This window comes from Gemmatimonas sp. (assembly GCF_031426495.1).
GTDB lineage: Bacteria > Gemmatimonadota > Gemmatimonadetes > Gemmatimonadales > Gemmatimonadaceae > Gemmatimonas.
Map to the genome: position 1 here is coordinate 1 of NZ_JANPLK010000015.1, position 14,367 is coordinate 14,367.

The 14,367-nt window shown below is 64.9% G+C and carries 11 protein-coding genes; 4 read left to right on the top strand and 7 right to left on the bottom strand.

Annotated features, from left to right (window positions below; translation table 11 throughout):
- Positions 1-102 precede the first annotated feature (102 nt).
- From RMP10_RS04750 to RMP10_RS04775, 6 genes are all read right to left on the bottom strand, one after another.
- Positions 103-1,491 carry a RagB/SusD family nutrient uptake outer membrane protein gene (locus RMP10_RS04750; protein WP_310569260.1) on the bottom strand — a complete coding sequence of 463 codons (1,389 nt, stop codon included), beginning with the start codon at positions 1,489-1,491 and terminating at the stop codon, positions 103-105.
- 2 nt (positions 1,492-1,493) lie between these two features.
- Positions 1,494-4,466, bottom strand: a complete 2,973-nt coding sequence (locus tag RMP10_RS04755) for a SusC/RagA family TonB-linked outer membrane protein (RefSeq protein WP_310569261.1) — start codon at positions 4,464-4,466, stop codon at positions 1,494-1,496.
- Between the two features lie 28 nt (positions 4,467-4,494).
- Positions 4,495-6,402 (bottom strand): CocE/NonD family hydrolase, encoded by a 1,908-nt coding sequence (locus tag RMP10_RS04760; RefSeq protein WP_310569262.1) that lies wholly within the window; start codon positions 6,400-6,402, stop codon positions 4,495-4,497.
- 83 nt (positions 6,403-6,485) lie between these two features.
- The gene (locus RMP10_RS04765) at positions 6,486-8,144 is read right to left on the bottom strand and encodes a hypothetical protein (protein WP_310569263.1); all 1,659 of its coding nucleotides are present in this window, start codon (positions 8,142-8,144) and stop codon (positions 6,486-6,488) included.
- A 289-nt stretch (positions 8,145-8,433) separates the two neighbouring features.
- Entirely contained in the window at positions 8,434-9,630 is a 1,197-nt protein-coding gene (locus RMP10_RS04770; protein ID WP_310569264.1) for a hypothetical protein, read from the bottom strand.
- A gap of 102 nt (positions 9,631-9,732) precedes the next feature.
- Positions 9,733-10,797 carry a radical SAM protein gene (locus RMP10_RS04775; RefSeq protein ID WP_310569265.1) on the bottom strand — a complete coding sequence of 355 codons (1,065 nt, stop codon included), beginning with the start codon at positions 10,795-10,797 and terminating at the stop codon, positions 9,733-9,735.
- A 144-nt stretch (positions 10,798-10,941) separates the two neighbouring features.
- Between RMP10_RS04775 and RMP10_RS04780 the strand changes: the two genes are divergently transcribed.
- From RMP10_RS04780 to RMP10_RS04795, 4 genes are all read left to right on the top strand, one after another.
- The gene (locus RMP10_RS04780) at positions 10,942-11,226 is read left to right on the top strand and encodes a 4a-hydroxytetrahydrobiopterin dehydratase (protein WP_309672908.1); all 285 of its coding nucleotides are present in this window, start codon (positions 10,942-10,944) and stop codon (positions 11,224-11,226) included.
- A 58-nt stretch (positions 11,227-11,284) separates the two neighbouring features.
- The gene (locus RMP10_RS04785; RefSeq protein ID WP_310569266.1) at positions 11,285-11,521 is read left to right on the top strand and encodes a type II toxin-antitoxin system prevent-host-death family antitoxin; all 237 of its coding nucleotides are present in this window, start codon (positions 11,285-11,287) and stop codon (positions 11,519-11,521) included.
- The gene (locus tag RMP10_RS04790) at positions 11,518-11,946 is read left to right on the top strand and encodes a type II toxin-antitoxin system VapC family toxin (RefSeq protein ID WP_310569267.1); all 429 of its coding nucleotides are present in this window, start codon (positions 11,518-11,520) and stop codon (positions 11,944-11,946) included. Before RMP10_RS04785 ends, RMP10_RS04790 begins: the two co-directional genes overlap by 4 nt.
- Positions 11,947-12,571: 625 nt before the next feature.
- Positions 12,572-13,369, top strand: a complete 798-nt coding sequence (locus RMP10_RS04795; protein WP_310569268.1) for a sialidase family protein — start codon at positions 12,572-12,574, stop codon at positions 13,367-13,369.
- Positions 13,370-13,498: 129 nt separating this feature from the next.
- Here RMP10_RS04795 and RMP10_RS04800 read toward each other — a convergent pair whose 3' ends face one another.
- The gene (locus RMP10_RS04800) at positions 13,499-14,341 is read right to left on the bottom strand and encodes a DUF4097 family beta strand repeat-containing protein (protein ID WP_310569269.1); all 843 of its coding nucleotides are present in this window, start codon (positions 14,339-14,341) and stop codon (positions 13,499-13,501) included.
- Positions 14,342-14,367 lie beyond the last annotated feature (26 nt).

Below are 14,367 nucleotides of genomic sequence, written 5' to 3' on the forward strand. Positions count from 1 at the left end.
GACCCCTTGAACCGGGTGAACCGCGCGGTTCCTGCTCCCTCCGTCCTGATACCCTCCCCCCCTGCTCACTAGGGTGTTCAATGGATCAGCCCACGCCGGAGCTTATCCCCCCAGCACGTTCACGCACCCCTTCGGCGTGGCAGCCAGCCGCTGGTTGCATTCGTCCACCGGGATCGGCACGAGCGGGAAGACGCGGTGCGTGGGCAGTTGCTTCCGAAGATCGCCAAGCCGGTTGTATCGTCGCGAATCCACCCAACGGTGACCGTACTCGAAAAAGAGCGAGTAGCGGCGATCGTACAGTAGCTCCGTGACAAGGTCACCGGAGAAGTCGGACGCCAGTGCCGGCAGTCCACCGGCGTTGGTGCGCACGAAATTCAGGTCGGCGATCGCAGCGGCGCGGTTGCCGAGTCCGATGTTGGCTTCGGCCCGAAGGAGGATCAGCTCTTCGTTCCGGATGATCGGGATCGAGGTGACGTTGGTGGGATACACGATCGGCCGCACGTTCGAGCTGATGCCCTGTGTGGCGAGATTGACCGTACCGACCACCGCCTTGCCGGTAGCGCGCAGATCGCGTGAGCCATCCGTGCGCAGGCGTGCCTCGGTGAGAAACTCCGGAACGACGACGATGGCGCGTGGCGCCGGATCGAACAGCGGGTTGGTCGCGTCGCCTGATGCCGTGCTGTATACGTGATACACGCCGGTGGCGAAGCCCGCTGTGGTACCCGCGGCGGTGCTGATGAACGACTCATTCAACGCCGTGAGGGCATCGGCCCATCGCCCCCGGTACACTTCCAGGCGTGCCTTGAGGCCACGGTTGACGCGCAGGAAGTTCGCCGGCGTGTTGAAGCCGGTGAAGCCCGTGGTGAGCGTGAACGGAAATGCGGTGCCCGCCGCGGCGAGATCGGTGCGCGCCTCGTCAAAGAGGGCCGCGGTTTTCGTGTACGCTTCGTCGCGCGTGATGAACGCCCCCTGCGCGGTGGGATCCTTGGGCACGTCGAACACGAGACCGAAGGTGTCACGCACGCGCAGCTGATTCATGTACTCGAGCGCCATGAATGTTTTGACGAACCCCTTCACGCCGCTCTTCTGCGCGGCAGTGTAGTCGGGTACGGCGTCGACGACGTCGAGAATCGTGTAGGCGGTGCGCAGATTGCGGTATGAGTTCGACCAGCCGGCGTCCGTGCCGAATCCACCCGGCTCCAGCGGTCCGATCAAGAGCGCGAGCACGTTGCGAGGCTCCGCGCCGTCGAGGTTCATGATCTCTCGGCCGAAGATGCCCAGCGTACTCGCCCACGTGCCGGCGCCGGCGCGCGAGCCGGCAATCACGCCGGCCACGGTCGTGTTCACCGTTGCGGCGTTGGGCGAGCCTTCGAGCTGCGAGGTGTTGGGGCTGTTGTAATTCGCGATGTCGGCGGCACTGCAGGCGACCGCGCTGGCGCAGGCGGCCACGAACAACATGGTGCGCGCCTGGCGATGACGGGATGTGGTCATGGTCAGAAGTCCAGGCTGAAGTTGAGCCAGTAGCTGCGGCTGGCCGGGTACGCCGCGAGTTCACGGTTCCGCTGAATCGCATCGGGTACACCGCCGGCGCCGAAGTTCTGCGCCTCCGGATCACCACCACGGAAATTCGTCCACCAGGCGAGATTGCGTCCGCTCAGCGAGAGCTTGGCACCGCTGGCGCCCGACCAGGTCTTGGCCACCCACTTTTGCGGGATGTCCCACGTGAGGGTGACTTCGCGCAGTTTGATGTACGATGCGTCTTGATAGAAGATGCGCGTGACCTGCAGATACGATGTCCGACGCACTTCGCCAAGCTTGCGACCCGACGCGGGATCGATGTCGTCGTAATCGCGTGAGTTCTGCCCGAGGTCGTAGTGACGCCACGTGCCGTTGGCGAGCATGCCACCCTTCTGCTGGTCGAGCAACGCGTACAGCGACACACTCTTGAAGCGCACTTCGTTGCTGAGGCCCGCGCTCCACAGCGGATTGCCGTCGCCCATCAGTACCGGCACCACCACCCGACCGCCGGCTTGCGGCAGCGTATCGTTGCCGAAGAGCTGCGTGGCCGACTTGCCCTGCTCGATGCGCACGGCACCCGTCTGCAGCGTTCCAAGCAGGAACGCCGGCACTGGGAGGCTCGTGACCTTGGAGCGGCTCGTGCCCCAGTTCAGGCGCGCATTCCAGCCCCATGTGGGCGTCTGCACCGGAAACGCGTTGATCGAGACTTCCGCACCCGTCACCTGCATCTCGGCGCCGTTCGACGTTTCGCTGCTGAAGCCCGTAGTGGGGGCCAACGTACGCGTGATGAGCAGATCGGAGATGTTGCGACGGAATCCCGTCACGGCGAAGGTGCCGCGGTTGCGGAATACGTTCAGATCGACACCGGCCTCGATTTCACGCTGACGCTCGGGGCGCAGGTCGGACGATGCGCGCACACTGCCCACGCGGAAGGCTCCAAGTCCACCAACGCTCGACAAGTCGAGGTTCGTGAACTTCTGGCCGTACAGCGGCTGGTTGCCGGTTTCGCCGTAGGCCAGACGGATCTTGGCTTCGTCCACCAAGCCCGGAGCGAGGTCGGTGAAGCGGTACGACGTGGCCGCCTTCGGAAACAGGAAGAACTTCTTCACGTCGCCGTTGTTGCTGCTGCGGTCGGCGCGGGCACCGGCCGTGAACAGCAGCTTTTCACGCCACAGCATTTCCGTCTGTGCGAACACACCGAAGTCTTCCACGCGCAGGCGCGACTCGTCAACGTCGCGTACCGTGCCCGACGTCACGACTTCGAGACCGCCCAGCAGGTTTTGCGCGGAGGCGCGCGTCTGGTTCAGATCGCGTTGTTCGAACTGGGTACCGAGCTGCGACGTGATCTTGAGCGATGACTGCGGTGTCCAGCCGTGCACGATATTCAGGTTCAGGTTGCGCTGAATGTTCGTGGTCTTCGAGTTGCCCGACGTACCGGGAAGTCCATCCACGGGCTCATACTGCAGCGTGGGCGGCGAGAAGATCAGGTTGGACTGATTCAGCAGGTCGACGCCACCGTAAGCGATGAACTGCAGCGTGTTTTTTTCGCCGGTGAGCACGTCGGCGGTGAGTCGCGACGTCGTGATGTTGCGCCACACGTTCTCGCCATTCTTGAACTGATCGATCGTCTGCAACGGGTTGGACGGGTAGAACTGATTCACCGGCCAGGTGCCGTCGGCGTTGCGCCGAAGATCGAGGAAGCTCGGAATCTTGGTGAGCGAATAGGCGATCGAGTTGCCGGCGTTGTCGTTCCCGAACAGGCCGCGATCGTTCGCGTTGTTCAGGATCTCGTTGCCGACCTGCAGATTGAGCCGCTTGGAGATGCGCTGATCGAGATTGATGCGCGCGCTCGTCTTGCGGGCAAAGGTGTTCTCCACGATACCGTCTTCGTTGCGACGGCTGATCGATAGGAAGTACTTGGTGTCATCGCTGCCGCCGCTCACGTTCAGCGACACGTCCGAGTTCATCGGACGGTTGCCGTAGGCCAGCGACTCGTAATTGAGCACCCGGTTGGCGTCGTAGAACGGCGTGATGCCGGCGCCGAACACGGTCACGGCATCGGCCAGTGACGTGAACGTGCGCGAGCCGTTACGGTACGCGAGCTCCGACGTTCCGCCGCCCAGACGCAGCGAGAACTTCGGCTTGCCGGCGCGACCACGCTTGGTGGTGATGATGATGACACCGCCCGACGCCTTCGATCCGTAAATGGCAGCGGCCGCCGATCCCTTCAGGATGTCGACGTTCTCGATGTCGTTCGGATTCAGGTCGGCGATACGATTGACCGGATTCTCCTGGTTGCCCACGGAGATGCCGGTACCCGCCGCGCGCGTGACCTTGTTCGTGCCGGAGCCGATGGACACATCTGACACGATGACACCGTCGATGACGTACAGCGGCTGCGCAGATCCGAGAATGGACGAGATACCGCGAATACGGATACGATTGCCGCCGCCGGGCGCACCGGTGGATTGCGAAATCTGCGCACCGGCGATCTTGCCCTGGAACGCATTCTCGATGGACTGCGACGACACCTTGTTCACGTCGGCACCACTCACGGTGGCTACGTCGTTGGCGAGGTTGCGGCGCGAGATGCCAGTGGCCTGACCGGTCACGACGACCTGATCGAGATTGAGCACGTCCTTCTTGAGCACGATCTCGAGGCCGCTCTGCGATGCGCCCACGGTAATGCGTGTCATCGGGTAGCCAAGGCGCCGCACCATGAGGATCACCTCGCGCGCTGGGACGTTCACGAGCGTGAACGAGCCGTCGTCACGTGACAGTGCACCGATGGCGGTGCCGGTGACCTGCAATTGTGCTGCGGCAATGGGTGCTCGCGATCCTTCTTCGAGCACCTTGCCGCTGATTGTGCGCGTCTGCGCCGCGAGCGGGGCGGCGAAGAGCGCGAGGGCTGCGGCAAGCAGGCCTCCGCGCGCGAATACTCCGGTCATCAGGAATTCCTCCATCGGGGGGTGACGATCATTGCGGCAGGATGTTGAGCGTGAGGTGTGACGGACGGGCGGCTGAACGGAAAACGGTCATCATGGCTGACTGAAAGTCCGCGTCTTTCGCCTGGTAGATGTTGGGCACGAAGCGCTGCGGATTGCGATCGACGGCGGGATACCACGTGCTCTGCACGTGTACCACGATGCGATGTCCTTTCTTGAACGTGTGGAACACGTCGTCGAGCGGGACGCGCACGCTGTCGGCCACGTTCACCCTGAGCGGCACGTTCTGGTCGAAGCCTTTGCGCCAGCGGGCGCGAGCCACGCCGGGGCGGACGAGTCGCTCGTAGGCGTCGAGACGCGGTCCGCCTTCGTATTCGGGGGCCGCGTCGTTGGGATACTGATCGATGAGCTTTACGATGAAGTCGGCGTCGGTGCCGGTGCTCGCCACGTTCAGGAGCGCCGAGACGGGTCCCGCGACGGTCACATCACTGGTGAGTACGTCAGAGCGATACGTGAGCACGTCGGGGCGACGCGAGGCGAAGCGCTGATCTTCGGTGGGGTACTGCGCGTTGAAGCCGAAGGTCACGCCCATCGTGTACGGCACCGGCTTGGCAGGATCGCTCATGTAGCGGTCGGCGAACGTGACAGGCGTCGCGCCGCGTGCTTGCGCATTTCCCGGGGCCTCGAAGGCGACGCGTCCATTCTCACGTAGATACAACGTGCGCGAGGTCGCGGCTTTGGGCGGCCACGCGTCGAAGCGCCGCCATTGATTGGTGCCGGCTTCGAACACGAGCGCTCCCCCGAACGACTGGCCTTTACAGTTATCCTTGAGCAGGCATCGGAACGCTGGCGCGCCAACCGAGTCGCGAAAGAACTTGCCGGTGGGGCTGCCGTTGGTGAAGGCGCCGAAGGTCGGGAAGTCGGCGCGATTCCAGCCACCGTGCGACCATGGTCCCACCACGAACATCTGCTTCGTGCTCTTACTGTTGTCCTGCAGGCTGCGATTGAGACGCAGCATGCCGTAGGGATCTTCGACGTCGTACCAGCCACCGACGAGCAGCACGGCCGGCGTGATGTTCTTGGCGTGCTTCCAGATCGCGCGCGCCTGCCAGAAGGCGTCGTAGTTCGGATGTACGGTGATGGAGTCCCAGAAGGCGATGCGATTCTGCAACGGGCCGGAGCCGTAGTTGGAGAACGCGCCGACGTTGAGATGCCACGCGTAGCCATCGGTGGTGCCGGCATTCGGGCCGGCCGGGTAACTCGTCACCAGTCCCGCGCGCGGCTGATCGAAGTTGCGCATGAAGTTGTACGTCTGCGACAACTTGAAGAGGCCGTTCATGTGCCGATCGTCGCCGAGCCACCAGTCGATCATCGGTGCTGACGGATAGGCGAGTTTGTGCGCGGGGTGCGCGTCGATCATGCCCGCGGCCACAAAGAAACCGGGGGCGGAGTTGCCCCACGTGCCCACGCGTCCATTGTGGTGCGCCACGTTCTTGAGAATCCACTCGATCGTGTCGTACGTGTCGGTGGATTCGTCGACATCGCCGGGCTTTCGATTCGGGCCTTTATTCGGCGTCATGAACGCGTGGTAGCCCTCGCTCATGTAACGGCCGCGCACGTCCTGATTCACGAAGATCCAGCCTTCGGCATCGAGACCGGGGAAAGGCCCCAGCTGCGCGGGGTACGCGTTCTCGCCGTACGGCGCGACGCTGTACGGCGTGCGCATGAGCAGAATGGGGACACGTTTGCTCGTGTCGCGCGGCGTGTAGATCGCCGTATGCAGCTTGGTGCCATCGCGCATGGGGATGACGACTTCGCGTTTCACGTACTGCTCCCGCACGCGCGTCACGGCGGCGGGATTCGGCGCGGCGCGTGCATCCTGCGCCACGGCGCGATTGGTCATCATGGTGGTCGCGCTCGCGAGGAGTGCAGCCATCATGAGCATACGAGAGGAAATCATGGGCGTTCCGGTGCGAAGGGCGAAACGCGAAGGTACGACGGACCGGAGTTGGTCGCCAGCGTTTAGTCGTACCACCCCTGCACGTACCAGTGCACGCCGCCGTCATGGTACAGCAGGAATTCGCCTTCATCATCGACCACGCACCGCCAGTAATCGCGGGCGTACGTATCGGCGCGCCACCAATCGCCGCTCAAGCGTTCGGGGCCATCGGCGCTCGCGATCGACAGGCGTCGTCCGCGCCACCACACGGCGTCGGGAATGCCGTGCGGTGCTTCCACGTCCACCGTTTCCGGTGCATCGAGTAGCCGGAGCACGGCGTCGGTGTTCGGGGTCGGCGACGCCGCTGGTGATGTCGGCGCGGGAATGGGCGCGGGTATCGGCGCCGCGCCGAGGGTCATGGCGTCGGCGCTGATCCAGCGGCCGGTGTCTTCGGGGCGATGACTGTCGCCGGCTTCAGGGTGCACGACGACGGTGCCGGTGTTGTCGGGATCGAGCACGGCGCGCAGTCGCGCGAAGACCGCTTCGGCATTCATCGCCGCGTCGCGCCACGACGGGATCAACAAGTCGCCTTGATCAGCGGCGAGCGGCGCGGTGGCGGGAATGCTGACGGTGACGCCGATGATCGGCGCGGGGATGCTCCATCGTTCCAGTAGACTCCGGCATTGATCGAACAGCGGCTCGAGCCGCGCGAGCGGACGCGCGGGGCGTACTTCGCGCGTGATGGATCGCTGGGGGATGCCGAGGAGAGATGAAACGGCCAACTCCTTAGGAAGCAGGGCCGAGGGTGTCAGGGAGGAGGGGGCAGGGGGGGACTCCTTCCTCCGTCCTGATTCCCCCCTCCCTGCTTCTTTTATTGTCGTGTCGTCCGACGTCTCCGGCACGTGGATATGTCCGCGCATCTCGCTGCCGATGTCGTCGATGGGATACTGACGGCCAGCGTCGAGCACGAGCGTGATCGCCACCGATGCCGCCGCGCGTCCGTCTTCCACACACTCGCGCAGCAGGCGTTGCAACTGCGCGCGCAACACGAACAGCACGGGCTCGGTGCTTTCCACGGCAGCGGGCAACTCCACGCTCGCACTACGCGCGGCTTCCACGCGCACGAGTCCAGGTCGACGGGGATCATCGCCGTGGGCTAGTCGCCACGCGCCGAGACCGGCGGGGCCCCATCGCTTTTCGATGTCGCCGGCATCGAGTGAGGCCAGTGCGCCCACGGTGCGCAGACCTAACGACTGCAGCGCATCGCGCAGATCATCCTCCATCGGCACCAGCCCCAACGGCGCCGGCGCGAGATACTCGGCGCACTGACCGGCCGGGATGATCGTGATGCCGTCGGGGAGCGTGAGCGGATCGCGTTCACGTACACCTTGCGGGTCGCGTTCGCGCACGGCACGACTGCGCATAGCGCGATCGCGGGCGCGCGGCGCCCAGGTGGCGGCGCGCGCGGCCACGCAGGAATCGGCGATGGCCACGCGGGCATCGGGGTGCCACTGCTGCGCGATGGTGAGCAGCGTGCGCGCGAGGTGGGCTTCGCCACCGACGGCATCGAAGCCGTTCGCACCGACCCACCACATGCCGGGGGCACCGGCTACCGGCGTGACCTGCGGACTGGCGGCCAGCAGTGCCGTGCTGGCGGCGAGCACGGCGTCACGGATGGCATGATCGTCCCATGGGCGCACGTCGAGATCGGCGCAGCAGGCGCGCGCTTCAGGGAGGAGCATGCCAGCGCGAACGCCGGCGCGGCCGGCGGCGAGGGAGACGGCGCGGAGTTTGGTGTCGATGAGGAGGGCGCGGGGGGCGTTGTCCCAGTGGGGCGGTGGGTTGTGGGCTGTGGGCTGTGGGCTGTGGGCTGTGGGCTGTGGGCTTTGGGCTGTGGGCTGTGGGCTTTGGGCTGTGGGCTGTGGGCTGTGGGCTGTGGGCTGTGGGCTTTGGGCGGTGGGCTGTGGGCTATGGGCGGTGGGCTGTGGGCTATGGGCAGTGGGCTGTGGGCTATGGGCGGTGGGCTTTGGGCTAGTGGCGGGAGAGGTCGCGTTTGGGGCGGCGGCCGTAGCTGGGGTCGGCGGCGCGGCGGCGGCCGCGGTAGCGCGTCCAGTCGCGGGTATGCTGGTCGGTTTGACGCTCGTGGTCACCGCGCTCCCGCGGCGGGAACGGGCGGTCGTTGCTGATGGTGATGGCCCCGTCGGTAAACCCAGCGGCAAGGCGAGCTGGGTGTCCGGGAAGGTCAACTCCGTACAGGTCGCTGGCGGACACGCCGAGCCCGCCCCAGGTGACGGGGTGTTCGGTGTGCTGGCCGGGCTGCTCGGCGTCGCTGCTGTTGCCGCGGGCGGTCCAGGGACGACGCGTGCTTCGCGCCACCCCGCGCCGATCGGGAATCTCGGAATCCGTACACACGCGACGCGCCACGACGACTGCACTGCTCACCTCGATGGACGGACTGCGACCCTGACTGTTTCCCCCTTTCTCCACCGTCACCACAAACCGTCGCGAGGCATCGGCGACGCTGACCGGCGGTGCGGCAACCGGTTCCGGTAATGGTGTGGGTCGTCGTCGGCTCGACAGGGCGCGCATCGAGGTCACGCGCATGGACGGCGGTAGGCTCGGCGTACACACCGGCATCGCGGCGATCCGCAGACGCACGGTGCCGGCCAGTCGACTGGGGCGTATTTCACGCCCGCCGTCGTGATGCTCGAGCACCACGCACGCCGCGTCGCGTTCGCGCGCCAGCTGCGCCAAGCGCACGCCATGCACGCGCGACAACGGTGGGGCGCCATCGATGACCACTAGCGCGAACACGCCGCTGCGTAACAGCAGGTCGGCCGTCCATGCACAGCGTGTGCGGTCGGGCGGACGGATCACCACAAAGCGTGCGCCCATCGCGGTCCAGGGCGCTGGCGCGAGCGTGCGGGTGGCGTCGATCCACGCCACCCAGGCACCGGTGTGCAGCACCTGCGCGACCAGCTTTCGAAGCAGGGCGGTTTTGCCGACCGCTAATGGGCCGCTGATTTCGGTGACACGCCCCCGCGGAATGCCGCCCCCCAGCGCCCGGTCCAACCGCGCCAACCCGGTGCTCCACGGACCGCTGGCCTGTCGGCCAGTCGCGACCACCGCCTGCAACTGATCGCGCAGGAGGGTGAGGTCGGGCCCGGCCGGGGTGATTTCCGGTTCGGCGAGCGTGGTGTCGAGGGCGGGCGTAGGCAAGGCATTCATACCGAATAAATACCGAAGACAGAAGGCGACGGAAAGAGCGGATTCAGAAAAACACGATGAGAAAAGGCTCAGGATTGGGGGGCGGAAAGACGCCCGAAAATGCTACAGCAGCACCAGCTGGGGCTCGGGGGCCAGCTCTGCCGGCAACGCGACTTCCTCATCGGCGCTGCCCTCGTCGTCCCGTCGATACTCCCGCGTGGTCAGGCCGTACTTCCGGCACAGCCGTTCAATGACCTGCTGCAGCCCGACCCGGTAGCTCTCGGCGGCGTACACGCTGTTCCGGTAGGTCGCCTCATACTTGGCGGAGAGCTCGGGAAAGTTTTCGCGGATCACGGGCAGATACCGTTTTCGCGAGGCGGACCGAAGCCGCAGGGCACAGGCCCCCAGGCTTTGGGCGCCGGCTGCCGCCACCTGCTGCACCAGCGCCTCCAGCATGAGCGGCGCATCGGTAATGCCTGGCAGCACCGGCATGCAGTTCACACTCACCGCCAACCCGGCGTCGGCCAGCCGTCGCACGCCCCGCAGCCGCGCGTCAGGGGTGGGCGCCCGGGGCTCGAGACGCCGTGCCAGTTCGCGATCGACGGTAATGAGCGACACGTGCACTTGCACCGTGTGCCGCTCGGCCAGCCGCTGCAGCACATCCACATCGCGGGTCACCAGCGGACTCTTGGTGATGATCACGATCGAGAAGTCGCGTGCGATCTGCAGCGCCTCCAGAATCTCCCGCGTGACGCGAAAGCGCCGCTCGGCCGGTTGATACGGATCGGTGGCCGAACCGATCACCACCGAGTCGCCCGGACGGGGCGAGCGCGACGACCGCAATGCCTCGCGGATGCGCGCGCCGGCGTGCTCCTTCACCAGTACCCGTCGTTCGAAGGCCAGCCACGGCGGCATGGCGTTGGCGACCTCCCGTCCCACGTCGCCGGCCCGTTCGAGTGTCCACCGGTGCGTGTCGCGGGCGTAGCAGTAGGCGCAGCCGAAGGCGCACCCCACGTAGGGGTTGATCGACCAGAAGCCCATGCCCGTGGCCGCCGGCGGATTGAAGATCCCGCGCGACGGGGCCGCGTGATACTGCAGGTCGGCTTGCGCCGACAGCAGGCGGAGCGGGTCGGGCCGGAAGGGGTCGGGCGAAAGCGCCGGCGAATCGGGAGGGTCGGCGGGGCGCATACTGGACCCTACCGAATAAAAACCGAAAGTGCAAGACCGGGCGAAATGTGTGACCGAATGCGTGACGAAATGTGTGATCTACGACCGCAACATTCCATGCTCAGGCATTGTCCGTCGTCCCGGCGCACCCTACTCTAGAGAGACATGCCTGCTCTGTCCGACATCGAAATTCAGCGTGGCCTCGGCGCGCTGCCCGGCTGGTCGCGCAAGGGCGACACGCTCGTGAAGAGCTATCACTTCGCGACCTTTCCTGCGGGCGTGGCCTTCATTGCGCAGGTGGCTGACATCGCCGAAGCGATGCAGCATCACCCCGATATCGACATCCGCTACACCAAGGTGCACTTCTCGCTCAGCACGCACGACGCGGGCGGGATCACCCCGAAGGATTTCGATCTCGCCCGCGCGATCGAGGAGCTGGCGGCGGCGTAGGGGTCCTACCGGGTCGATGCGCTTGTCGCCTTGTCTCACCGGTGATACACTACGGCGTATGGACAACGTCACCGTTCGAGAACTGCGAAACAATGGTGGTCGGGTGCTGCAGCGTGTGGCGGACGGAGAGACACTCACGGTCACCATGGACGGGCGTCCGATCGCCGAACTGCGGCCCCTCACCGGTCGAGGACTCAGCGCGGCGGCGCTGCTGACACGGTGGCGCCGACTTCCGTCGGTCGACATACAGCAGCTGCGCCATGATCTCGACGACGTGATGGACGGATCCCTGTGATCGATCGGGTCCGCCATGAGCGCGGCGTTCTCGACACCAGCACCGTGATCCTGCTTTCCCGGCTCGACGATCCCACGGTGCTTCCGAATGAACCACTGATCACGGCGATTACGTTGGCCGAATTGACGGTTGGGCCGCTCGTCGCAAAATCAGACGACGAACGCGCCGCCCGACAGGCGCACCTGCAGCAGGCGGAATCGGACTTCGATGCGCTGCCGTTCGATGCCAGCGCCGCGCGAGCATTCGGTCGCGTGGCTGCCTCGCTGAGGCAATCAGGGCGCAAAACACAAGCCCGCTCGTACGACGCGATGATTGCGGCAACGGCGCTCGCGAATGCATTGCCGATCTACACCTGCAATCCCGACGATTTCAGCGGCATCGACGGGCTGGATGTCGTCGCGGTACCGATGCCGACTCGCGCGTAGCGAATCTCTGCACAGCCGACATGCAGGCGCCGAGACGATGACCGCGTCTGCGGAAGGACGCATTCGCCGTACTTCGCTCTGAGAACACTCTGTCGGCTGAGAAATGAAATTCCTTCCTCTCGTTCTGCTCAAAATGCATCTAAAGTACGCGCCAAGCGCCTCGTCCCTTCTGTTTCTTCTTGTCTCATCGTGCATCCCCGCTAAAGCGATCCCGTCACAACAACCTGTCGACCGTTTAACGTGCTCGATTCAGCACGGTCGAACGGAAACCCCGCTCGTCGACAGTGCAGGCTCACGGTACTCCATCGATCTGCCCATCGTGGCGCCAGTCAGGGGCGGCGAATTATGGCTCGGCGATGAAATTCGCGTATGGCCCGATCTTGATCCTCGAGTAAGAGCGTACATCGGAGTGGTGAACCGACCAGACGGAGTCCGAGACCTCGTCCCGCGGCCGCCGGGAGCGACGACAATGCAGTTGCCACGGTTAGTGCAGTCTTCTGGTGGCATCGCACATGTCGTGTGGGGCGTGCGTTCGGATACGATCACGCCTCGTCCGCGGTCCGTCTCTCAATCCCTCGTCTATAGTGCGTTCGACGGACGCTTGTGGACGCCACCGGAAGTGGTCATGAGTTTGCCAGACATCTGGTGGATGCCTGGACGTCCGTCGACGCTTGCGGTAGGATCGCGACTGTATGTTGCCGTGAACAACACTCCGACACGCGGAGAATCGCAGCGTCCGCAGGCCATTGTCGCGCGGCGTGACAACGGACGGTGGACCCAGGTTCTCGCGGCAGAATCGCCACGGTCTTACGGCATTCACGGCGTACGACTGGCCAGTATGAGCGATAGTGCGCTGGTACTCGTGTACAGTGGGACCGCCACCGTCGACTCCGGCCGCTCGGCCGGAACGCTCGCGGTCGTCCGCTCTGCTGATGCCGGAAGCTCATGGAGCTCGCCGACACCCATTCGGCAACTGACGCGGACCGCGATGGAACTTGGCGGCTTGCATCGCATGAAGGATGGTACGCTGCACCTCATCTGGGCGGCCGTTCGAAATGACGTGGCCAATGCGATCATGCACGATGTATCCCGTGATGACGGTCGTACCTGGACGCCAATCGATAGCATTCCTGTGCCCGTAACCTTCAGCTATTTGACGAGCGCACAGGTTGGAGACCATGTGCTGGTTACCGTCCACCAAAGCGATGGACTGATCGCGCAGGCGATAGCGGGTCATGCCGGCAGCTTACGCACGCTCACACCAGCGTCAATCGGACTTCCCGGAATGCATGTCCAAGGGGCGGATGCACCGGTGACTACGTGGGCCGCGGAGGAGCGGGTGATCAGCGCCGACGGCAAGTGGACTGGAATATCCGGCGTCGTCTATAAAACAACGACAACCATGCATTGCGGGGCGAAATAGGTGATCGGTGTTGAACGATTGCGTACGTAGGCACAATTTCGGTATGGAGGGCATTGGCTCCGACTAAGCACATGTAGTGCCGAACCAATGAGGCCGTCACGGAACAGTCGACGGCCTTCGATGCGCCCCCTAGTTGATCTTCCGCAGCGTCACGCTGCCGTTCACCGTGCTGGCGCGCAGCCGCGTGGACCCGTTGCCCACCGTGCCACGTAAGCGCCGCGGTGAGAGCGTGCCGGAAATCGTGATCGGGAAATCCGTCGACACGCGACCGTTCACCGTAGACAACTCGAGCTGCGCGCCGAAGTTGGACGGCAATTCGATCGTGATCGCCCCGTTCACCGTTTCGTAGTCGAGATCGTCTGCTCGGCCGAGTGAGCCCATCGACACGTTGATGCTGCCGTTGACCGTCTTGGCGCGCACCGGGCCGCCAGCGCTGCGGGCGGTGATGCTGCCGTTCACGGTATGCGCATCCACTTCGTTGTTCACGCCGGTCACTTCGACCCCGCCGTTCACCGTTGAGAGGTCTACCCGCACACCGTCTGGCACACGCACGGTGAAGCGCACCGAGACGTCGTTGCGGTCGTTCCACTTGGTACGGCGATCGGTGTGAATGCCGCTCTCGTCGCAGCGCGAGCCTTCACTGAACAGCGCGCATACCAGTACGTCGTCGCCGATCTTCTTCTGTTCGATACGCACATCCTCGGGATTGCCGCGACGCCAGCGCTTCTCGGCGCTCACTTCCACGCGGCCATTCGTGCTGCGCTCCACCTGGATGCCGCCGTTGATGTTCTTGATCATCACGCGCCGCCCCGACGGGATGGTGCCCGACCAGGTGAACGCGTCGTCGCGCTGCGAGTCGCGGTCCCGGTCGCGATCCTGCGCCATGGCGGGTGCCGCCAGCGCGGCGGTAAGGAGCAGCGCGGCGCCAGTAGTACGACACGCGGAACGGACTGAAGTACGGAACGACAGCATGGAAAGCTCCTCACACAAGAAAGATG

What these genes read in the sequence shown, in the direction of transcription:
- RMP10_RS04750 (WP_310569260.1), bottom strand. Translation starts at nt 1,491, where the DNA reads ATGACCACATCCCGTCATCGCCAGGCGCGCACCATGTTGTTCGTGGCC.
- RMP10_RS04755 (WP_310569261.1), bottom strand. Translation starts at nt 4,466, where the DNA reads ATGACCGGAGTATTCGCGCGCGGAGGCCTGCTTGCCGCAGCCCTCGCG.
- RMP10_RS04760 (WP_310569262.1), bottom strand. Translation starts at nt 6,402, where the DNA reads ATGATGGCTGCACTCCTCGCGAGCGCGACCACCATGATGACCAATCGC.
- RMP10_RS04765 (WP_310569263.1), bottom strand. Translation starts at nt 8,144, where the DNA reads ATGCTCCTCCCTGAAGCGCGCGCCTGCTGCGCCGATCTCGACGTGCGC.
- RMP10_RS04770 (WP_310569264.1), bottom strand. Translation starts at nt 9,630, where the DNA reads ATGAATGCCTTGCCTACGCCCGCCCTCGACACCACGCTCGCCGAACCG.
- RMP10_RS04775 (WP_310569265.1), bottom strand. Translation starts at nt 10,797, where the DNA reads ATGCGCCCCGCCGACCCTCCCGATTCGCCGGCGCTTTCGCCCGACCCC.
- RMP10_RS04780 (WP_309672908.1), top strand. Translation starts at nt 10,942, where the DNA reads ATGCCTGCTCTGTCCGACATCGAAATTCAGCGTGGCCTCGGCGCGCTG.
- RMP10_RS04785 (WP_310569266.1), top strand. Translation starts at nt 11,285, where the DNA reads ATGGACAACGTCACCGTTCGAGAACTGCGAAACAATGGTGGTCGGGTG.
- RMP10_RS04795 (WP_310569268.1), top strand. Translation starts at nt 12,572, where the DNA reads ATGAGTTTGCCAGACATCTGGTGGATGCCTGGACGTCCGTCGACGCTT.
- RMP10_RS04800 (WP_310569269.1), bottom strand. Translation starts at nt 14,341, where the DNA reads ATGCTGTCGTTCCGTACTTCAGTCCGTTCCGCGTGTCGTACTACTGGC.